Annotated in this window: 18 protein-coding genes; 12 read left to right on the forward strand and 6 right to left on the reverse strand. The window is 45.5% G+C overall.

All coding sequences use genetic code 11. The annotated features are described in order from the left end of the window. The first annotated feature begins 129 nt into the window (after positions 1-129). Positions 130-333, forward strand: coding sequence for a hypothetical protein (locus DY78_RS08370; protein ID WP_024624102.1), 204 nt, complete (start codon positions 130-132; stop codon positions 331-333). 357 nt (positions 334-690) lie between these two features. Here the strand turns inward: DY78_RS08370 and DY78_RS08375 are convergent, their stop codons facing one another. The 3 genes from DY78_RS08375 to DY78_RS08385 form a co-directional block, all read right to left on the reverse strand. Then, positions 691-1,653, reverse strand: coding sequence for a diacylglycerol/lipid kinase family protein (locus tag DY78_RS08375; RefSeq protein WP_024624101.1), 963 nt, complete (start codon positions 1,651-1,653; stop codon positions 691-693). A gap of 83 nt (positions 1,654-1,736) precedes the next feature. Next, a complete protein-coding gene (gene rnjA, locus DY78_RS08380) occupies positions 1,737-3,413 on the reverse strand; it encodes a ribonuclease J1 (RefSeq protein ID WP_024624100.1) in 1,677 nt (558 codons plus the stop codon). Next, complete coding sequence (locus DY78_RS08385; protein WP_024624099.1) at positions 3,410-3,628, reverse strand: DNA-directed RNA polymerase subunit epsilon; 219 nt, start codon at positions 3,626-3,628, stop codon at positions 3,410-3,412. The genes rnjA and DY78_RS08385 overlap by 4 nt, the downstream gene beginning before the upstream one ends. A gap of 310 nt (positions 3,629-3,938) precedes the next feature. On the opposite strand from DY78_RS08385, the gene DY78_RS08390 reads away from it, so the two are divergent. After that, positions 3,939-4,391 carry a hypothetical protein gene (locus DY78_RS08390; RefSeq protein ID WP_235810654.1) on the forward strand — a complete coding sequence of 151 codons (453 nt, stop codon included), beginning with the start codon at positions 3,939-3,941 and terminating at the stop codon, positions 4,389-4,391. Here the strand turns inward: DY78_RS08390 and DY78_RS16125 are convergent. Both DY78_RS16125 and def read right to left on the reverse strand, forming a co-directional pair. Next, entirely contained in the window at positions 4,384-4,599 is a 216-nt protein-coding gene (locus DY78_RS16125; protein ID WP_156404109.1) for a hypothetical protein, read from the reverse strand. The genes DY78_RS08390 and DY78_RS16125 overlap by 8 nt on opposite strands. 247 nt (positions 4,600-4,846) lie before the next feature. Beyond that, complete coding sequence (def, locus tag DY78_RS08395; RefSeq protein WP_024624097.1) at positions 4,847-5,407, reverse strand: peptide deformylase; 561 nt, start codon at positions 5,405-5,407, stop codon at positions 4,847-4,849. A gap of 302 nt (positions 5,408-5,709) precedes the next feature. On the opposite strand from def, the gene pdhA reads away from it, so the two are divergent. Genes pdhA through lpdA form a run of 4 tightly spaced genes read left to right on the forward strand, consistent with a single transcriptional unit; the run spans position 5,710 to position 10,598 of the window. Further along, the gene (gene pdhA, locus DY78_RS08400; protein ID WP_024624096.1) at positions 5,710-6,822 is read left to right on the forward strand and encodes a pyruvate dehydrogenase (acetyl-transferring) E1 component subunit alpha; all 1,113 of its coding nucleotides are present in this window, start codon (positions 5,710-5,712) and stop codon (positions 6,820-6,822) included. A 1-nt stretch (position 6,823) separates the two neighbouring features. Beyond that, a complete protein-coding gene (locus tag DY78_RS08405; protein ID WP_024624095.1) occupies positions 6,824-7,801 on the forward strand; it encodes an alpha-ketoacid dehydrogenase subunit beta in 978 nt (325 codons plus the stop codon). Positions 7,802-7,858: 57 nt separating this feature from the next. Beyond that, positions 7,859-9,178 (forward strand): 2-oxo acid dehydrogenase subunit E2, encoded by a 1,320-nt coding sequence (locus DY78_RS08410; RefSeq protein ID WP_024624094.1) that lies wholly within the window; start codon positions 7,859-7,861, stop codon positions 9,176-9,178. Positions 9,179-9,185: 7 nt separating this feature from the next. Next, on the forward strand, positions 9,186-10,598 hold the full coding sequence (gene lpdA, locus DY78_RS08415) for a dihydrolipoyl dehydrogenase (protein ID WP_024624093.1): 1,413 nt from the start codon (positions 9,186-9,188) through the stop codon (positions 10,596-10,598). A gap of 262 nt (positions 10,599-10,860) precedes the next feature. Here the strand turns inward: lpdA and DY78_RS08425 are convergent, their stop codons facing one another. After that, complete coding sequence (locus DY78_RS08425; protein WP_056993514.1) at positions 10,861-11,070, reverse strand: hypothetical protein; 210 nt, start codon at positions 11,068-11,070, stop codon at positions 10,861-10,863. 898 nt (positions 11,071-11,968) lie between these two features. Here DY78_RS08425 and DY78_RS08430 point away from each other — a divergent pair. From DY78_RS08430 to DY78_RS08455, 6 genes are all read left to right on the forward strand, one after another. After that, positions 11,969-12,910 carry a Rossmann-fold NAD(P)-binding domain-containing protein gene (locus DY78_RS08430; protein ID WP_024624092.1) on the forward strand — a complete coding sequence of 314 codons (942 nt, stop codon included), beginning with the start codon at positions 11,969-11,971 and terminating at the stop codon, positions 12,908-12,910. Beyond that, complete coding sequence (locus DY78_RS08435) at positions 12,891-13,181, forward strand: UPF0223 family protein (protein WP_024624091.1); 291 nt, start codon at positions 12,891-12,893, stop codon at positions 13,179-13,181. The genes DY78_RS08430 and DY78_RS08435 overlap by 20 nt, the downstream gene beginning before the upstream one ends. Before the next feature lie 9 nt (positions 13,182-13,190). Next, complete coding sequence (locus DY78_RS08440) at positions 13,191-13,967, forward strand: inositol monophosphatase family protein (protein ID WP_029778829.1); 777 nt, start codon at positions 13,191-13,193, stop codon at positions 13,965-13,967. Between the two features lie 188 nt (positions 13,968-14,155). Continuing rightward, entirely contained in the window at positions 14,156-15,994 is a 1,839-nt protein-coding gene (gene typA, locus DY78_RS08445; RefSeq protein ID WP_024624090.1) for a translational GTPase TypA, read from the forward strand. Positions 15,995-16,338: 344 nt separating this feature from the next. Continuing rightward, positions 16,339-17,499, forward strand: coding sequence for an FtsW/RodA/SpoVE family cell cycle protein (locus tag DY78_RS08450; protein WP_029778828.1), 1,161 nt, complete (start codon positions 16,339-16,341; stop codon positions 17,497-17,499). Positions 17,500-17,535: 36 nt separating this feature from the next. Beyond that, the gene (locus DY78_RS08455; protein ID WP_024624089.1) at positions 17,536-20,967 is read left to right on the forward strand and encodes a pyruvate carboxylase; all 3,432 of its coding nucleotides are present in this window, start codon (positions 17,536-17,538) and stop codon (positions 20,965-20,967) included. Positions 20,968-21,237 lie beyond the last annotated feature (270 nt).

Raw genomic sequence — 21,237 nt, forward strand, 5'->3', positions numbered from 1 at the left:
GTTATGCTGAACAATTTGTCCAAAAATTCGGATTAAATTTGCAATCTACCAAGTTATAAAGTGGTATATTAATCTTACTGTTTTTCAAAAATGAAAAACCTAGAATAATTGTTCTAAAGGAGTGTTAAAGTGAGTAACAGATTTGAGATCCTTGAAGAGTACCAAGCCGCCAATACAGAATTGGGTCATTTACGTGACTTGGCAGCTCATCAAACGGATCAAGCACGGGGCGTGACACCGTATCCGCATCTTCAAGACCGGGTCAACCATCTCTCGCAAAAATGTGAACAGCTTGACATGCTGCTAGAAGCAATTAATGCTTCCGAAGACTAAGTTAACGAATTGACTTAGTCATTAACTGTTAAAAATAAATGACTTAGCGCGCTGATACAACGGTTGCTGAGTCCAGCGTTGGGGACTGACGGCTGCACGCGTTGACCGCCAGCTTCGCTTGATTACACTTATTATGTGAATAACGTGACAAAGGAGCCGCAACAATTTTTTTGTTGCGGCTCCTTTGCCGCAGTTGGCTGATGGTAATGCCAGCGTCCGGGGACCGGTCCAAGCCTGAGAACCGGTCGGCACAGCACTGGGATTACTGCTGAACGGAAGTGACAACTAATTAGTGTCTAAAAGTTTTCACGCCAATTATTTTGGGTGAAAAAACGGTCAGCCCCGTTGGCTAACCGTTTAGTGATGATCGTGGATGCTCGTATCAATCCAAAATGGATAGGTTTGGGTCGATAAATATAAGTCGTAGTTCCGATTTCCAATAATCTGGCCATCCATCTGACCCACTTCGACGGAATTAACGAGTAGGTGTAACTCGTGACTCCGGTAATGGTGCACGAAGCGCGAGTTGAGGTGGCGACCACCACAGACCAGTAAAGTAAATAACCATAAAATGGTCCACCAATGTGGTTCTTCGACAACGATTAATTCGAGTTGATCGTCGTGGATGTCCGCGCCGGGTAAAATTTTCACGCCACCACCGAAGTAGGGGTGATTGGAAGTCGTACATAGAAAGGCCCGGCGATACGTATCGCGTTTGCGGTCGACGTGAACCGTCAGTGGAAAGCCTTCTTGTTGTGAATAAGCTTTCAAGGCATTGCTCAGATAAGCCCAATGGCCGAGTCGACCTTTTTTCTGTTTACTGCGATTGGTATCGTCAACGATTTGGGCATCGAAGCCTAGCCCGACGTTGTTGACGAAATAACGATGTTCATTTTTATAAGTTTCGTGATAATAGCCAATCGACAAGGGGCGGGGCCGCATATTGTTTAAAATTTGCGCCAACGCGATTTGGGGATTAGTGGCCATTTTGAGGCCCCGGGCAAAATCATTGCCGGAACCGCCAGGAATGTAAGCAATCGGAATCGGGTCACCTTGGGTACCCTCTAATAGCCCGTTTAATGCTTCATTCAAAGTGCCGTCACCGCCAATTACTAAGAGGACCGGGGTGACATTTGGTTGCCGAGTTAACCCGTGGGCAAAATGGTAGGCTAAACGGGTCGCGTGGCCAACATAATCGGTAGTGTGATAATCAAAGTGGATCTGCCGTTGGACCAAGATTGGTTGGACGGTCTCCCAAACTTTTTTACCGCGACCACTACCAGCCGTTTCGTTAATGATAATGTAGTATTCCGCAATCAAATTTACACCTCGCAAGATTGTCAGGGCATTGTTTTTCGACCCTGACACCACAAAAAGCCGGAACAAAATGTTCCGGCTAGTGGTTAATTCATAATTAACATCGGTAAGATCATTGGGTGACGTTCGGTCTTGTCAAACAAGAAACTTTGTAAGTCATCGATAATCGCATTGCGAATCGTGGCTTCACTAGCCTTATCACTCTTCATCTTACGACGAATGGTGCGGAAGACATGTCGGCGAGCTTCGTTAATCAAGTCACCAGATTCGCGCATATAAACGAATCCACGTGACAAGATATCGGGGCCAGCTTGAATTTCTTTTTTCTTAAGATCAATCGTAGCGACGACAACCACCAAACCTTCTTCAGAAAGGATTTGACGATCACGCAACACAACGTTACCAATATCACCGATTCCTGAACCGTCGACGTAAACATCGCCAGCACCGAAGTGACCCGCGACTCGCGCAGAATCTTTCGTTAAGGCGAGGACATCACCATTTTCCAAGATGAAACTATGGTCTAACGGCACGCCACATTGTTCAGCGAGTTCGGTATGAATCTTCAACATCCGGTATTCACCGTGAATTGGCATAAAGAATTTTGGCTTCATTAACCGTAACATCAGCTTTTGTTCTTCTTGCCCACCATGCCCGGAAGTATGGATATTGTTAACTTTACCATGAATAACATGGGCGCCAGCTTCTTCGAGTTCGTTAATGACGTGGTTAACGCTCAGCGTATTACCAGGAATTGGCGAACTGGAGAAGATGACGGTGTCACCAGGTTGTACCGAAATTTGGCGGTGAGTTCCGTTGGCAATCCGAGACAGGGCGGCCATCGGTTCACCTTGTGAGCCAGTACATAAAATCATGACTTTGTTAGCCGGTAATGACTTAATGTCATTGGCATCGACCATCGCGTCATCGGGAATATCTAAATACCCTAATTCACGACCGTTGACGATAGCGGCTTCCATACTACGACCAAAGACGGCAATCTTACGATGATGTTCGAGCGCCACTTGAGCAGCTTCTTGAATCCGCGAAATGTTTGAAGCAAACGTCGCAAAGATAATGCGACCTTCGACTTGTTCAAAAATTTTCCGAATTGATTGGGCAACCCAGCGTTCGGACTTCGTAAAGATGGGGCGTTCGGCGTTGGTACTGTCGGATAATAACGCTAAGACGCCGCGTTCACCTAAGTGGGCCATCCGTTGCAAGTTCGGCGGCTGGTTCGTAATAGGGGTCAGATCGAATTTGTAGTCCCCGGTTTCCACAATGGTACCAGGTGGCGTTTGAACCGCGATCCCGAGCGTATCTGGAATCGAGTGGGTCGTTCTAAAGAACGATACTCGGGTTTTACGGAATTTCAAAACAGTATCTTCGTTGATTTCATGCAACTCGGTCGTTTTGAGTAAACCGTGTTCTTCCAGTTTGCCTTTAATTAAGGCTAAGGCGAGGGGACCAGCGTAAATTGGCACGTTGATTTGTTGGAGTAAGAATGGAATCCCACCAATATGATCTTCGTGACCGTGCGTAATCACCAATGCTTTTATTTTTTGCTGATTTGCAACTAGATAAGAATAATCGGGGATGACGTAATCAATTCCGAGAAGTTCGTCTTCGGGGAATTTGATACCGGCATCAATCAAAATAATCTCATCCTGAAATTGGATACCGTAAGTGTTTTTCCCAATTTCTCCTAAACCACCGATTGCAAAGACGGCAGTTTCGTTGTTTTTAACGTTTAACCGTTTCATTTATTAAACTCCGTTAGTTGAAACTCTGGATTTTCTTTTTCGTAATCCAAGAAGTTACCTTCTAACGGTTCGATAAATTCAATATTGTATTCCGTATTATCTTCCACTAGGACGCGGGCATCAACTTCAGTTTCCGCTTCAAGATAAAGCGATTGAGTTGTTTCGCGTTGTGGGTTCCGTTGTTTGGTTTCTTGGTAGTAAACTTTGTAAATCATGAACAAAACTCCTTTAGAAATATTTATCTGGAACCAGGTCCCAGACAGTAAGCAAAAATAAAAGTTTGATCCGTACACAGGTTGTGTAAACACAACAATTATCTTTCATTTTAGCATAATTTTGCGGAGGTGTATACAATGTTAACTTTCTTCAAAATCAGAGCTTGGAGAGTAAAATATTTTTTGTAAACATGCTATTCTTATAGTAATTAAAGCCGTTCAAAAATATCGAAATTGTGAACAAGTGTACAATTCAATTGTGAGGGATTAAACGATGGGCAAATGGATAACTATCTTGGTAGGACTAGTTTTGGCTATCATTATATATGAAGTTTTACGCCGCCAAGTCTTGAAACGTACGACTGCTAAAATCAAGCTAGCCGGGCAACGGACAGTCGATACGGCGATGACGGCCGTGTTGGCGCAATTGGCCAGTTCCGTCGTGGCCCAACAAGTGAGCGGTAATCTCCATTCCGCACCGGTGGCCGATGTGTGGGGGCGAGGCGTGATGGCCTTTGAATACGTGTTAAAGACGCCGGGCATGACGGCAGTTGATTTACCGGAAGTTCGCCGTATTTTAAACAATCATTTGCAAGCCTATGCCCGTGATGAACAGCTGACGGCGTTCCAAAATGCCGGTCCGGCGCTACGGGTCACGGACACGTGGTTGCGCGATGGCGAGTTGCATGTGGATGTGGCTTACTTAATGAATGAAGCAACTTTAGAGTATTTAGAAGATCTACGCCGTTTGACCGCTAAATAAACTGCTCTTTGGCGGGTCTTTTTAAATATTGGTAAATGCGTAATTGCCGTTGTGCGTCAGTAGCAATTCCAGTAGCCGTGGCGACCGGTTCGAGCCAAAAAGCGGTCTCGAACCTCACTTTGAAGCTCGGCAAAATTCGCCAATCTTCAAAGATGTCGGTGCCGTAAGTCCGGCAAAAACAGCCGAACTTACGCCACTTGCACGGCAACTTCCATTGCTACTGACGCACAACTAAATAGATTTTGCCATCAGAAAACGTGGTCACTGCCAACGTGGTGATTATTTGCTTATCAGTGATTTGACTGTGTCGGTTGCGCTAGTTGCAGATTCACCGATGTATGGAAAGTTCCATTTGGCGCACGTTTCGACGATAAAAACAAAAAATAAATTGGTGTCTCAGTCACGCAACAAAAAAGAGTTTGGGTTTTGTCCCCAAACTCTTTTTTGCGCAACGGTTACGAAATTAAAACTAAATCATCGTCGGCCGCAAACGGATTGTTTTCATTGATGTGGTCGTAGAACAAGATGCCATGTAAGTGGTCGATCTCGTGTTGGCACACAATCGCCGGGTAGTTCTTTAACCGGATCTTCTTTTGCTCACCGGCCATATTATAGTAGCGTAATGTAATCCGATCGTGACGAATGACGTAGCCTTCGATTTCACGATCAACGGATAAACAGCCTTCACCTTCAGTTAAGGCGCCTGGTTGAACGGAATGACTGACGATGACGGGGTTAATGATGACATCTTTAAAAATGGGGTCATCACCGTCATGGTCACCAGGAACTAAGACGGCGGCCATTTGCTTGGAAACGTCGACTTGTGGGGCTGCTAACCCAACGCCCGCTCGTAATCCATATTTTTTTGCCAATTCAGGATCTTGGCTATTTACTAAGTATTCCATCATATCGGTGGCCAATTTTTGGTCATCAGCACTCAAGGGAAATTGTACTTGTTTGGCTTCCGCGCGTAACGTGTCGTTACCTTCACGGATGATATCTCTCATCTTAATCAACCAAATTACCTCCAAAAACTATTCTGTCGTTCGGAACTAGCCGAGCAGTTCACACTTACAAACAATTCTAGCATAACTCAAATTGAAAATGTAGCAACTTTCTCGAAAACTGCTTACAAATGGTTTTCCAGAATTAATGAATAAATTCACAATCATTTCGAGAATAAAAGCCGTGGATACGCCGTTTGGAAGGGCTTGCAAAAAATGAAAAGCAATGATAAATTAGACTTGTAATTATGAAAACGATTACGGCCCTGTACTGTTAGGCAGGATCGTACGTTCGTGAAAGGGATGTGTCATTTATGGACAACGAAAAACCAATTGTCGATTTTAGCGCGATCCGCGATGCACTTGGACAAGATTTTAAACCAGTGCAAGTTATTGATGGCCAGGCGAACGTCATTAAGCCTGAAATCGTCGCCAAATATACCAATGATCAATTAGTAGATTTCTTAAAACTTATGATTTGGGAACGGACTTTACATCAACGTTCCAATGCTTTGACCCGTCAAGGTCGGTTAGGCTTCTATGCGCCAACTGAAGGACAAGAAGCGAGTGAAATGGGGAGTAACTCTGCCATGAAACGTACCGACGTGTTAATGCCGGCTTATCGGGACATCCCCCAATTAATCCAACACGGTTTACCCGTTTATAAAGCGTTCTTGTGGTCACGGGGCCACGTTTTAGGTAATGAATATCCAGAAGACTTACATGCGATGCCACCACAAATCATCATCGGGGCGCAATACGTCCAAGCAGCTGGGGTCGCCTTAGGGATTAAGAAGAACGGTACGGCCGATAAAGTTGCTTATTCCTACACTGGTGATGGTGGGACGTCGCAAGGGGACTTCTATGAAGGCATGAACTTTGCCGGAGCCTTCCAAGCACCCGCGGTCTTCATCGTCCAAAATAATGGTTATGCCATCTCGGTTCCCCGGCGTAAACAAACTGCCGCGCGGACTTTGGCTCAAAAAGGGGTCGCCGCTGGGATTCCTAGTATCCAAGTTGATGGGATGGACTTCTTAGCTGTGCATGAAGTGACCAAAGCGGCGCGTGAATACGCAGCAGCCGGCAATGGTCCCGTCTTAATCGAAACTTTAACGTATCGGTTCGGTCCACATACTAACGCCGGGGATGATCCTAAACGTTATCGGACCAAAGACGAAGAACAACCTTGGTTCGACAATGATCCATTGATTCGCTACCGCAAATATTTGACTGAACAAGGTGTTTGGTCAGAAGATATCGAAAATGACTACGTTGAACAAGTCAAGGCTGATATTAAAGATGCCGTTAAACAAGCGGATGAAGCACCTAAGCAAAAAATGACCGAATTTTTGGGGAATGTCTTTGAAGAACAACCACAAAACATTCAACAACAAATTACGGAATATCAAGCAAAGGAGTCGAAGTAACATGTCAAAGAAAACGTATATTCAAGCGATTACCGATGCACTTCGATTAGAACTGGGGTCTGATGAAAAGACTTTAGTTTTTGGTGAAGACGTTGGTAAAAACGGTGGGGTCTTCCGGGCAACCGATGGCCTGCAAGCTGAATTCGGTGAAGACCGAGTTTTCGATACTCCTTTAGCTGAATCAGGAATTGGTGGTTTATCCATTGGGTTAGCGCTTGAAGGCTTCCGGCCAATTCCTGAAATTCAATTTTTAGGCTTTATTTTTGAAACGTTAGACTCGATTGCCGGTCAAATGTCACGGGAACGTTTCCGGACTGGTGGCACGCGCCATATGCCAATTACGATTCGTTCGCCATATGGTGGTGGGACACATACGCCAGAAATGCATGCGGATTCATTGGAAGGTTACTTGGCCCAAATTCCTGGTTTACGAGTCGTTACGCCATCCAATCCATACGATGCCAAGGGCTTGTTGATTGCGTCAATCCGTAATAATGATCCCGTCTTCTTCTTGGAAAACTTGAAGTTATACCGGTCCATGAAAGCCGATATTCCGGATGAAGCCTACACGGTGCCATTAGACAAAGCTAATGTTGTCCGTGAAGGTACCGATATTTCCTTGATCGCTTATAGTGCCCAAGTGAACCAATCACTTAAAGTGGCTGAAAAACTCGAAAAAGAAGGCATTTCCGTTGAAGTCGTTGACTTACGGACCTTGTCACCACTTGATGAAGACACGATTTTGAAGTCGGTTCAAAAAACTGGCCGGGCCGTGGCGATTCAAGAAGCCCAACGTCAAGCGGGGATTGCGGCGAATGTCGCTTCCTTGATTGCTGAAAAAGGCGCGTTGTACTTGAGTGCCCCAGTTGGCCGGGTCTATGCGCCGGATACGGTTTATCCATTCGGCTTGGCCGAAGATGACTGGTTACCAGCAGAAGATGACATTGAAGCAAAGACGCGTGAAATTTTAGATTACTAATTTCAGCGCGGAAACAATCAACAACCACTTGCGGTTGTCATGAAAGGAAGTTATCCAATGGCTTACGAGTTTAAATTACCAGAGCTTGGTGAAGGCCTTGAGGAAGGCGAAATCGCATCATGGCTCGTTAAACCTGGCGATCAAGTCAAAGAAGACGATTCACTAGTTGAAATCCAAAACGATAAATCAGTTGAAGAGTTACCATCACCAGTGGATGGGACCATTTTAAAAATTTTAATTCCTGAAGGGGAAACGGCTAAGATTGGGGACGTTATCGTCGAAATTGATGATGGCTCCGGCGAAAACGCAGCGCCAGCAGCATCAGCTGACAAGGCGCCCGCTGACAAACCAGCGACACCGGCAGCACCAGTAGCACCGGCACCCGCTGAAGCACAACCAGAGGCGGCAGCAACTGGCACTCCGGCGGCTCAATCTAATAAACGGGTCTTAGCAATGCCATCTGTACGGCAACATGCCCGTGATAATGACGTTGACATTACCTTAGTTACGCCAACCGGGACGCACGGCCAAGTAACGAAACAAGATATCGATAACTTTAAGGCGGCACCAACGGCCAGCGCACAACCAGCGCCAACGGCTAAGGCCGCGGTACCGGAAACACCGGCGACACCAGCCCCAACGCCAATCAAACCATACGTTTCTGACACTCCTGAACTTGAAACTCGGGAAAAGATGACGCCAATTCGGAAGGCCATCTCTAAGGCGATGGTTAATAGTAAAGCGACTTCGCCACACGTAACGTTATTTGATGAAGTCGAAGTGAGTGCGTTAATGGCGCATCGTAAGAAGTACAAGAACATCGCGGCTGAACGTGATATTCATTTGACGTTCTTACCATACTTCGTTAAAGCATTAGTGGCGGTATTGCAACAATACCCACAATTCAATGCTTCGATTGATGCGGCTAACCAAGAAATTGTTTACAAGCATTACTTCAATATCGGGGTAGCTACTGATACTGACCGTGGTTTGTTAGTACCAAACATCAAGCATGCGGAAGGTAAAGGGTTATTTGCCATTGCCAAAGAAATTACTGACAATACGCAAAAAGCTTACGATGGCAAGTTGAAAGCTAACGAAATGAGTGGCGCTTCGATTACGATTAGTAACATCGGGTCAATTGGTGGGGGCTGGTTCACGCCGGTCATCAACCAACCAGAAGTGGCTATCTTAGGCGTTGGTCGGATTGGTAAAGAACCATATGTGAACGAAAATGACGAAATTGTCGTTGGCAAGATGCAAAAATTATCATTGAGTTTTGACCATCGCTTAATTGATGGCGCCACGGCGCAAAAAGCGATGAATTTACTCAAACAATTGTTACATGATCCAGAATTACTTTTGATGGAAGGATGAGGTCGAAATGGTAGTAGGAGATTTTGCTGAAGAACGCGATACCATGATTATCGGTGCGGGCCCTGGTGGTTATGTCGCCGCAATTCGGGCCGCGGAACTCGGTCAAAAAGTAACGGTCGTCGAAAAGGAATATATCGGCGGGGTGTGCTTAAACGTCGGCTGTATCCCATCAAAAGCTTTGATCAGTGCCGGTCATCGGTTACAAGAAGCTAAAGATAGTAAGATCTTTGGGATTAAAAACATTCAAGCCCCCGTGTTAGACTTCAAGACCACGCAAGCTTGGAAAGATCATCAAGTCGTTGACCGCTTAACTGGTGGCGTCAAGATGTTGCTTAAAAAGCACAAGGTTGAAGTGGTGACGGGTGAAGCCTATATGCACGATAACCATACGTTGCGGGTTATGAATGGTGACCACACCGGTCAAACTTATAAATTCAAACATTTGATTATTGCGACGGGTTCACGTCCGGTCGAAATTCCAGGGTTTAAGTTCCATGGTCGCGTCGTGGATTCAACGGGTGGTTTGAACTTACCAGAAGTACCGAAAGAATTAGTCGTGATTGGTGGCGGGTATATTGGTTCTGAATTAGCTGGTGCTTATGCTAACTTAGGGGCTCATGTCACGATCCTCGAAGGGACGCCGCAAATCTTGCCAAACTTCGAAAAAGATATGGTGCAATTAGTCTTGAAAGACTTCAAGGATAAAGGCGTTGATGTCATTACCGGCGCAATGGCTAAAAATTCAGAACAAGATGACAGTGGCGTGACCGTCACTTATGCCGTGGATGGTAACGAACAATCGATTCATGCTGATTATTGCATGGTAACGGTTGGTCGCCGGCCTAATACGGATGACATGGGCTTGGAATACACCGATGTTAAGTTGACGGATCGCGGTTTGATTGAAGTCGATGACCAAGGCCGGACCGCGGCTTCAGACATTTTCGCCATTGGTGATATTGTGGCCGGCCCCGCGTTGGCCCACAAAGCCTTTGCGGAAGCTAAGGTTGCTGCTGGCGCGATTAGCGACAAGAAGACGGCTAACGACTACGTTTCGGTACCGGCCGTTTGCTTTACGGATCCGGAACTCGCGACGGTTGGTATGACGAAAGCGGAAGCTGAAAAAGCCGGCTTGAGTGTCAAAGTGTCGAAATTCCCATTTGCTGGGAATGGCCGGGCCATCTCATTGAACTCTATGGACGGGTTCTTCCGGTTAGTTTCGACCAAGGATGAAGGTACCGTGGTTGGGGCACAAATTGCCGGCCCCGGTGCTAGTGACTTAATCTCAGAAATGAGTGTGGCTGTTAATGGTGGCTTAAACGTTGAAGATTTAGCGTTGACCATTCATCCACATCCAACATTAGGTGAAGTTGTCCAAGAAGCGGCTGACGAAGCGTTAGGCTTCCCAACCCACATTTAGACCATCCCTTACAAAAGTTTGAGACTGTTATGGTCTCAAACTTTTGTGTTTACATAGATTAATTTGGGCCGGCTTAGATATTGGTGAATGGGTGATTGCCGCTGCCAGCTGACCGTAATTCCAGCCGCTATGGGACCGGTCCAAGCCTGAGAAGCGGTCTTGTCCCTCGCTTTTGAGCCTACAAACCAAGTCTCAAAAGGCGTCCGTGGTGTAAACGGGATACAAATCAATCCCGCTAACACCACCTGCATCGCGGCTTCCATTACGGGGGCCTTTCCAAATATTGGTGAAGCCGGAATTGCCGTTGTGAGTCAGCAGCAATTCCAGTAGCCGTGGCGACCGGTTCGAGCCAAAAAGCGGTCTCGAACCTCACTTTGAAGCTTGGCACAGTTCGCCGATCTTCAAAGATGTCGGTGGCGTAAGTCCGGCTAAAAGCATGCCGAACTAACGCCACTTGCACGGCAACTTCCATTGCTGCTAACTCACAACTGAATTGATCTCGCAATGAGTAAACGCGGACCCGTTTTAATGTAATCGTGAAAGCCGTAATTAATTGGTATATCGGTGATATGGCTGAGGTCGGTCAGTTAATCGAAATTCACCGATATTCGGAAAGGCCCCATTATGGTCAGCTGACAGCTAGGTTGTTTTTGATAGTCGTCGTGCCACACCAAGCTAGTTTGGTGGACTGTTGACTCACAACTAAATAGTGCTGGCCAGAAGAAAACGCCGTGATTGAATGGTGTTTATCTGTGACTTGTTGTGTCGGGAATGTTAATTGTACATAGGTTTGATGCTGGGGAGTCTTTTCAAAGTTTGGCCAGGTTATATGACTGATGACGAGTCGTTAGTCGGCGATTCACCAATGAATGTAAAGACCCAATTGCTACCGACAAACAACTGAATTGCTGCTGCAATGGCAACTTGGAACGCTTCGAACCAATCTGGAAAACTATTATTCGTCTAATCAATAACTTGATTGCATTGGGAACACTGACGGTAAGATGGGGACATACCTAAAGCATGATTGTAAGTGCTTCGTTGCATGTGATTCAGTGCTGTACCAACATTTGGCAAGCACGATTAATTTTGGCAGTTGCGGTCGTTTAGCAGTACAATAAGCGGCACCTTGAAACGGTATCGATCGCCGGGCAACTTTTTTGAATTAATTTCGTGGTTTGGCGTTCATTTGTCGTAACTAATTAGTGACGGGTGCTTTTTAGCGATTGCAAAAGTTTAACTGAATTTTTACTAGCGCAAAAACGAGGTTTAACGCCGTTATGTTACAAAAGAGTAAGCTTTTTATTAACATTTACTTGAATTCATTGACAGCTTAGGTACAATTATTAGCGAAGGTTGGGAGGGATTTCATGAACAATACAGTTATTATTCGTGGATTATTCGAATTCGTACAACAACTGATTTTAATCGCGATGGCTAAAGATTTGCCTTTAAACTTAACCGTCGCCACTGATACGGAAGAAACACCACGCTATCAAGCGTTGATCACCGCTAGCTTAACTTGTCGCCAATTTACGTTACAAGCGCAAGCTAAGCCGGATTACTCGCAAGCAGATAGTATTATTATTGGTAATTTAGTACCATTAGCCGCAGATGGCGATGCGGAAGCTGATTTAAAAGCAACTTTGCCGTTGTTTCGGTCCTTTGTGAATGATGTGATGGCGGGAGGCTTTAACGGTAAGTTATTGCTGGCTGGCAGTAACGATGCCATTTTAGCCGTGCTGGCGGCGCGGTTTAGTGGTGTCGACCATCAACGGGTGATTGGCCTCGGAACTTTGCCACAAAGTCGTTTGTTAGAACAGTTATTGCGTAATCAATTAAACGTTGGGGTCAACGACGTGCATGCTTTCGTCGTCGGCACGGCGCGGGAACACTTGATTTCTTGGAGCCGGTCGTACATTGGCCCAGCACCGGTCTTGACATACTTGGCAAATCAAGATACGAGCTTTGGTCCCGATGAGATGGCCACCGATGCGGAAAAAGTCGATGACCCAGCAATCATTACCAATCAAACCTTGAGTGTGTTAGCATTAGTGCAAGTGCTCAATGCCTTTTACAACCAAGCACCGTTTATTGGGACCGTTACGAATGTCCAATCACTAGATGAAGATCAACTCGTGGGGTTAGCCTCACCAGTTTTGATTAGTGCGAATGGGATTAAACGATTAGCTGATATGGTGCTTTCGGATGAAGAGCAAAAAGAATATGCTGAGATTGCTAGTCAAGTCCGTCAAGATTTAGACCGCGTCACAGCGGGGGAGTTTGAACAAGATGGCAACGACGAATCATGAGAACTATCAATATCCACTAGATGAAACGTGGAACACGCAAGATATTATTATCGTGACCGATTTTTATCAAAAAATCGAAGCCGCTAACGAAAGTAGTGTTCCCACAGCGGATTTAATTAAGGCTTACCGCGCTTTTAAGACGGTCGTGCCCGCTAAATCCCAAGAAAAGCAATTAGGCCGGGCTTTTGAAGCCGCGTCTGGTTATAGTATTTATCACACGATGCAAGCCGCAACGGCAACGAACAAACAACGATTTCAATTTCGAGGTTAGGTGATCAAAGTGGAATTAGCAGCGTTAGCAGAATTAAATGCCAGTGCGCAAGCCGTTATGCGGCAAGCACGGGCGCAAGTGCTCGCTAAAATGGGCACTAAGATGACTGTCGCCGAAAAAACGGGTCGCAAAGATTTAGTGACCAACGTTGACCGGAGCAATGAACATTTTCTCGTCCAACAAATTCGCCGGTTAGACCCAGCTGCCCAGATTTTGGCAGAAGAAGGCTTAGGCGATGAGGTTAAATCCATGGCGGGCCACGTCTGGATTGTGGACCCCATTGATGGCACCATGAACTTTGTGCACCAACGCAATCATTTCGCCATTATGATGGCCTTTTACATCGACGGTGAACCGACCCTCGGTTATATTTACGATGTGATGGGGGATAAGTTGTACGCTGGGGGCCCAGCCGTCGGGGTGACGTTAAATGCCGAACCGTTGGCCGCGCCATTAGACGTGAGCTTAGCGGATGGGTTATTTGGTGCGAGTGCGCCGCTACTCATTCATGATCGGTTTAATATGCAACAAGTCGTTTCAACGAGTTTGGGACCACGAATCGTCGGCAGTGCCGGGATTCAAATCAGTCAAGTGCTCGCTGGGGAACTGGTGGGGTACTTGTCGTACTTACGGCCCTGGGACTTTGCCGCTGGTCGCGTCTTAGGTGAGAGCCTCGGCCTAGTGATTTCACAAGTTGACGGCACGCCCGTTAATATGTTATCATCTGGTGCTGTACTAATAGCGACTAAAAGTGCGCAACGTGCTATTTTGGCAATCGTCAAGTAAACGGTGTGACTGTGACCCATATGTCACAGTTTTTTTATGCCAACGGATGAAAGCCAGTGAAAACGGCGCCATGAGTTCGACCGCGCACGCTCGTAACTTGATAATAGCGCCCGTTTGTATTAATATATGTAAGATTTCTGCTATCGAAATGAATAGTATGAATTTTGAAGGATGAAAGGAAGATAATTTTGAAATTTAGAGATGATATCCGCAACATTGCCATTATTGCCCACGTTGACCACGGTAAAACAACCTTAGTTAACGAAATGCTTAAACAATCGGATACCCTTGATGAACACGTCCAGATTGGTGACCGGGCCATGGACACTAATGCCATTGAAAAGGAACGCGGTATCACGATCCTTTCAAAGAACACGGCCGTTCGTTACGGCGACAAGCAAATCAATATCTTGGATACACCAGGACATGCTGACTTCGGTGGTGAAGTTGAACGAATCATGCGCATGGTTGATGGGGTCTTGTTAGTTGTTGATGCTTTTGAAGGAACGATGCCCCAAACGCGTTTCGTTTTGAAGAAAGCTTTGGAACAACATTTGACACCAATCGTGGTCATCAATAAGATTGACCGTCCTGGTGCGCGTCCTGAAGAAGTTGTGGATGAAGTCTTAGACTTATTCATCGAATTAGGCGCTGACGAATCACAACTAGACTTCCCAGTCGTTTACGTTTCAGCCTTGAACGGGACTTCTAGCTATGAATCAGATCCTGCTAAGCAAGAACACACGATGAAACCAGTCTTTGATACGATTATCAAGACGATTCCATCACCAATCGACAACTCTGACGAACCTTTACAATTCCAAGTAGCCTTATTAGACTACAACGACTATGTTGGTCGGGTTGGGATTGGCCGGGTTTTCCGTGGAACGATGAAAGTCGGCGACAACGTTTCAGTTATGAAACTTGACGGCACGAAGAAGAACTTCCGGGTAACTAAGTTGTTTGGGTTCTTCGGTTTACAACGCTTGGAAATCGACGAAGCCCATGCTGGTGACTTAGTGGCGGTTTCTGGGATGGAAGATATCAACGTTGGTGAAACGGTTGCTGACTCTTCAAACCCAGAAGCTTTGCCAATCTTACGGATTGACGAACCAACTTTACAAATGACTTTCGGGACGAACTCTTCACCATTTGCCGGTAAAGAAGGTAAATTCGTGACGGCGCGTCAATTGGAACTTCGTTTGAAGTCCGAATTGGAAACCGATGTCTCATTACGGGTTGAAGACACTGACGAACCTGGTTCATGGGTCGTATCTGGCCGTGGGGAATTGCATTTATCAATCTTAATCGAAACGTTACGGCGTGAAGGTTACGAATTGCAAGCATCTCGTCCAGAAGTTATTTATCGTGACGTTGAAGAGGTTCGTAGCGAACCGTTCGAATCTGTCCAAATCGATACTCCTGATGAATATACGGGTGCCATCATTGATACCTTGTCACAACGTAAAGGTGAAATGAAGAACATGGAAAGTACTGGTAACGGCCAAACTCGTTTGACCTTCTTAGCACCTTCACGTGGGTTGATTGGTTACTCAACTGAATTCTTATCATTAACGCGTGGTTACGGGATTATGAACCATACGTTTGCAAAATACATGCCAGAAATCAAGAACTGGAATCCAGGCCGTCGTAACGGTGCCTTAGTTTCAATTAACCAAGGTAAGACGACGACGTATGCGACGATGGGGATTGAAGACCGTGGGACGATCTTTGTCGACCCAGGTACTGACGTGTACGAAGGGATGATTGTTGGTCAAAACAGCCGTGAAAACGACATTTCGGTTAACATCACCAAAGGTAAGAACATGACCAACGTCCGTTCTTCTAACAAAGACTTAACTGCCACGATCAAGACGCCAACGCATTTGACGCTTGAAGAATCATTGGAATTCTTGAATAGTGACGAATATTGCGAAATTACACCAGAACACGTTCGTTTACGTAAACAAATCTTGAACACGAATACTCGTGAAAAAGAAGCTAAGAAACGTAAGATGAACAAGTAAGTGCACTTAAAAAAGTGTGACTGGTAAAAAGTTGAAAAAATCGCTTGATGAAACTTAGCTTTCATCAAGCGATTTTTTTGCGTTGTTAACGGCATTGTTGGCCGCCGAAAAATGCTTTTCTGAAGCGCTCATCGTTTAATTGTTCGGCTTTGGGACGATTTTGCTCCAGAAGGTGCGTATTTCGTCCCACAAAACGGTCAAAAATTTATAAAATATACACAAATTAATGATTTCACATGCTGGAATAATTCGGACTATGCTATAATTACTGCAAGCAAACATTTTATGAAATGCCGTGACGAAGCGTTTCATAATCAAGTTTATTTAAGGTGGGATTGAAGGTCATGCTTAAGAAGTTGCACTATATGGACTATGTCATCTTTATCCCATATTTAATTTTATGTGGCATTGGGATTGTCATGGTTTATTCGGCTAGTTCCTACGTTGCTGCCCAAAATGGTACGACCCCCACAGGGTATTTATTTAAACAAGTGATGTGGGTGGTGATTGGGTTCGTAATTACGATCATCTGTATGCGTTTAAAGATTACGTACTATAAACGAACCAAATTATTATTTTGGGTGAGTGCGATAATTTTTGGGATGTTAATCTACCTCCGCTTTTTCGGGAAGTCCATTAATGGGGCCGCCGGTTGGATTACTTTCGGACCGGTGTCGTTACAACCGGCTGAATTTATTAAGTTCTATTTAATTGTTTATTTAGCCACGATGATTTCGCGGCGGGAAGCCCATTTAGGTCAAGTGCGGATTCGTGATTTAGGGGCGCAGTTGATTTTAGCGGGTGCCATGATTTTCTTAGTTGCGATTCAACCAGATATTGGTGGGGCGACCATTAATTTGGCCATCATGATGGTGATTTTGCTGGCGACTGGGATTAATTATTTAGTCGGCGTGGGTCTTTTTGCTGGGGCAGTCATTGCTTTTCAATGGATTTTAGTGCCAATTATGAGCAATTTGCCACAGAGCGTCTTGTCTAATTCGTACCAATTACGGCGGTTCTTAGGATTCTTGAACCCTTTTACAACGGCATCTGGCGCCGGAACACAATTGGTGAATTCGTACTATGCGATTTCAAATGGTGGTTTGACCGGGGTCGGCATTGGGAATAGCTTACAAAAACGGGGCTACTTACCGGAACCCAATACCGACTTTATTATGTCGATCACCGCGGAAGAATTAGGCTTAATTGGGGTCATGTTTGTGATGGGCCTCTTGTTAGTGATCGTGATTCGCACGATCTATATCGGTGTTCGCTCTACGAACACCTTTAATACTCTTGTATGTTACGGGGTGGCCGCTTATTTGACCATTCAAGCATTTATCAATGTTGGTGGAATCGTCGGGATCATTCCGATTACGGGGGTGACCTTCCCATTTATGAGTTACGGCGGTTCTAGTATGATGGTATTGGCCTTGTCATTAGGACTCGTGTTGAATATTAGTGCGCTCGAGAAATATTGGCGAGAACATGCCGTGTTGCAGTAAGGATAAGATTATCTATTTGGAAATGAGGGGATTCTGGTGAAAAAAGTATTAATTGCTAACCGTGGTGAAATTGCGACGCGGGTGATTCGTGCTTGCCATGAACTTGGCTTGCAGACCGTCGCAATTTATGCCAAAGAAGATGAATTTTCGGTTCACCGTTTTAAGGCCGATGAAGCTTACTTAGTCGGCGAAGGCCTTGCACCAATTGCCGCGTATTTAGATATTGAAGATATTATTCGAATTGCTAAGGAAAACCATGTCGATGCGATCCATCCGGGCTATGGTTTCTTAGCTGAAAACGCGACCTTTGCGCGACGCATCGCTGAAGAAGGGATGATCTTTGTTGGGCCTAAACCCGAACATTTGGACATGTTTGGTGATAAAATTACCGCTAAACAAGTGGCCCAAGATGCTGGGGTCCCAACGATTCCAAGTACGTTACATCCGGTAACGAGCTTAAATGAAGCCTTACAATTCACCAAACAATACGGTTTTCCAATTATGATTAAGGCCGCCATGGGTGGTGGTGGCCGCGGGATGCGGATCGTGCACGAAGCTTCCGAATTACAAGAAGCGTTTGACCGGGCCCGTTCAGAAGCAATGCAATCATTTGGCGACGACGAAATTTACTTAGAAAAATTTATCGCCCATCCGAAGCATATTGAAGTCCAAATCTTAGGTGATTCGCACGACAATGTCATGCACTTATTTGAACGGGATTGCTCTGTTCAACGTCGGAATCAAAAAGTGATTGAATTTGCTCCCGCGGTCACGTTACCAATCGAATTACGTCAACGCATTTGTAATGCGGCGGTTGACTTAATGAAGAGTGTCCATTATTTGAATGCGGCGACGGTTGAATTCTTAGTTGAAGGCGACCAGTATTACTTCATGGAAGTTAATCCGCGGGTTCAAGTTGAACACACGGTTACCGAAATGATTACCGAAATCGACATCGTCCATGCCCAATTAAAGATTGCCATGGGTGGCGATTTATTTGAAGATTTACACTTGCCTCATCAAGACGCCTTAACTTATAAAGGGGCGGCGATCCAATGTCGGGTCACGACAGAAGATCCGGCCAATGACTTTATGCCAGATACTGGTCGGATTGAAACTTATCGTTCACCGGGTGGTAACGGCGTGCGTTTAGACGCTGGGAATACGTATTCCGGCGCAGTCGTCACGCCATACTTTGACTCATTATTAGTTAAAGCTTGTGTCGTGGCTCGTAACTTTAAAGCGGCGGTCCACAAGATGCGGCGGGTCTTAACCGAATTTGATATTCGTGGCGTTAAGACGAACATTCCATTCATGTTAAACGTGATTGACAACCCCACGTTCCAAGCGGGCGAAGCCAACACACGCTTTATCGATAAGACGCCGGAACTCTTCAAGTTCCCACAAGATACGCAACAAGAAGATAAGATGTTGAAGTATATCGGGAACGTCACGGTCAACGGTTTTGCTGACGTGGCCCAACATTCAAAGAAGTACTATCCAGATGTTGAATTCGCCGATAACTTCAAGCCAATCGACAAACAAATTGTGACCGCCAAAGATGTCCTTGATCGTAAGGGTGTCAAAGGGTTGCAAAATTGGTTATTAGCGCAAAAGCAAGTCTTACTGACTGATACCACGATGCGGGATGCTCATCAGAGTTTATTTGCCACTCGGATGCGGACTAAGGATATGTTAGCCGTTGCCGAGGCCTCGCAAAAAGCCTTACCACAATTATTCTCATATGAAATGTGGGGCGGCGCGACCTTTGATGTGGCTTATCGGTTCTTGAATGAAAATCCATGGGATCGGTTGAAGAAGCTCCGGGAAGCCATGCCACGGACGTTGTTCCAAATGTTATTCCGTGGAAGTAACGCGGTGGGTTATCAAAACTACCCAGATAACGTGATTCGTGAATTCATTTTAGAATCCGCGAAGAGTGGGATTGATGTCTTCCGGATCTTTGATAGTTTAAACTGGATTCCACAAATGGAAAAGAGTATTCAAGCAGTCAAAGAAACTGATAAGATTGCCGAAGCAACGATTTGTTATACCGGCGATATTATGGACCCTAATCGTCAAAAATACGATTTGAAATACTATCGTCAATTAGCCCTTGATTTGCAATCAACCGGGGCCGACATCATCGCCATTAAAGATATGGCGGGGGTTTTGAAACCAGAAGGGGCTTACGAATTAGTCTCAACCTTGAAGGATGCCTTAGATATTCCGGTGCACTTGCATACGCATGACACGACTGGGAATGGTATCTTCACGTACGCGCGGGCCGTTGAAGCCGGGGTGGACGTGGTCGATGTGGCGGCGAGTGCCTTTTCCGGGACGACTAGTCAACCATCGATGAGTTCGTTGTACTATGCGTTAGCCCATAACGAACGGCAACCACAAGTTGACATCAAGAACGTTGAAGCGATTAATCGCTACTGGCAAGCAATTCGGCCATACTACCAAGACTTCTCAAATGGGATGACGGGTCCCCAGACCGATATTTATCAAACGCAAATGCCTGGTGGCCAATACTCGAACTTGCAACAACAAGCCAAAGCCGTTGGGTTAGGCGATCGTTGGGAAGAAGTTAAGGACATGTATGCCACCGTCAACGACATGTTTGGCGACATCATTAAAGTGACGCCAAGTTCTAAAGTTGTCGGTGATATGGCCTTGTTCATGACCGAAAATAACTTAACGCCAGAAGATGTTTATGACCATGGTGAGAAGTATGATTTCCCAGAATCAGTCATCAACTTCTTTGCGGGTAACATCGGCCAACCGGTTGGCGGGTTCCCGAAGAAGTTACAAAAGATTATTTTGAAAGACCATCCTGCTTTGACGGTTCGCCCAGGGAGTTTAGCTAAACCAGCTGACTTTGAAGCGGTTAAAGCTGAATTAGCGCCGAAGATTGGCCACGAACCAAATGTCCAAGAAACTTTAAGTTACATCTTGTATCCAAAAGTCTTCTTAGATTATCAAGCGGAACATAAGCAATATGGTCACGTTTCATTGTTAGATACGCCAACTTTCTTCCAAGGGATGCGGTTAGGTGAAACGGTCAATATTGAATTGGCCAAAGGCAAGATCATGATTCTTAAGTTGAACCAAATTAGTGATCCTGATGTGGATGGGATTCGGACCTTATACTTCAGTATTAATGGTCAAAATCAAGAAATCACCATCAAGGATAACGCGGTTCATCAAAGTGCTTCCAGCACGCGCAAGGCGGAACCAACTAACGAAAATGAAGTTGGGGCTACTATGAGTGGGTCGGTCTTGAAGCTCTTAGTTAAGAAGGGGCAAACCGTCAAGAAGGGCGAACCGTTACTCGTAACGGAAGCCATGAAGATGGAAACGACCATTCAGTCGCCAGAAGATGGGGTCATCGAACACGTTTACGTGAGTGCCGGTGATGTCATTCAAACGGACGATTTATTACTCGAAATTACGCCACAGTAAAGTTGGGATTGCCGTTGTGTGTCAGCGGTAATTCCAGTCGCCGTGGCGACCGGTTCAAGCCTGAGAAGCGGTCTTGAACCTCACTTTGAAGCTCGGCCCAAACCGTCAATCTTCAAAGATGTCGGTGCCGTAAGCTCGGCAAAAAACACGCCGAACTAACGGCACTTACACGGCGACTTCCATTACCACTGACGCACAACTAAATTGATTTTACAAAAAAGGAGCTGTGACATAACTAGTTCCTAAATCGTAAAAACCCACGCAAAACCG

It is taken from the genome of Lactiplantibacillus fabifermentans DSM 21115, assembly GCF_000498955.2.
In the GTDB taxonomy this organism is placed as follows: domain Bacteria; phylum Bacillota; class Bacilli; order Lactobacillales; family Lactobacillaceae; genus Lactiplantibacillus; species Lactiplantibacillus fabifermentans.

Coding starts and splice junctions, on each gene's coding strand:
- rnjA (WP_024624100.1), bottom strand. CDS start 3,413: ATGAAACGGTTAAACGTTAAAAACAACGAAACTGCCGTCTTTGCAATC.
- DY78_RS08385 (WP_024624099.1), bottom strand. CDS start 3,628: ATGATTTACAAAGTTTACTACCAAGAAACCAAACAACGGAACCCACAA.
- pdhA (WP_024624096.1), top strand. CDS start 5,710: ATGGACAACGAAAAACCAATTGTCGATTTTAGCGCGATCCGCGATGCA.
- DY78_RS08405 (WP_024624095.1), top strand. CDS start 6,824: ATGTCAAAGAAAACGTATATTCAAGCGATTACCGATGCACTTCGATTA.
- DY78_RS08410 (WP_024624094.1), top strand. CDS start 7,859: ATGGCTTACGAGTTTAAATTACCAGAGCTTGGTGAAGGCCTTGAGGAA.
- lpdA (WP_024624093.1), top strand. CDS start 9,186: ATGGTAGTAGGAGATTTTGCTGAAGAACGCGATACCATGATTATCGGT.
- DY78_RS08425 (WP_056993514.1), bottom strand. CDS start 11,070: ATGGAAGTTGCCGTGCAAGTGGCGTTAGTTCGGCATGCTTTTAGCCGG.
- DY78_RS08430 (WP_024624092.1), top strand. CDS start 11,969: ATGAACAATACAGTTATTATTCGTGGATTATTCGAATTCGTACAACAA.
- DY78_RS08435 (WP_024624091.1), top strand. CDS start 12,891: ATGGCAACGACGAATCATGAGAACTATCAATATCCACTAGATGAAACG.
- DY78_RS08450 (WP_029778828.1), top strand. CDS start 16,339: ATGCTTAAGAAGTTGCACTATATGGACTATGTCATCTTTATCCCATAT.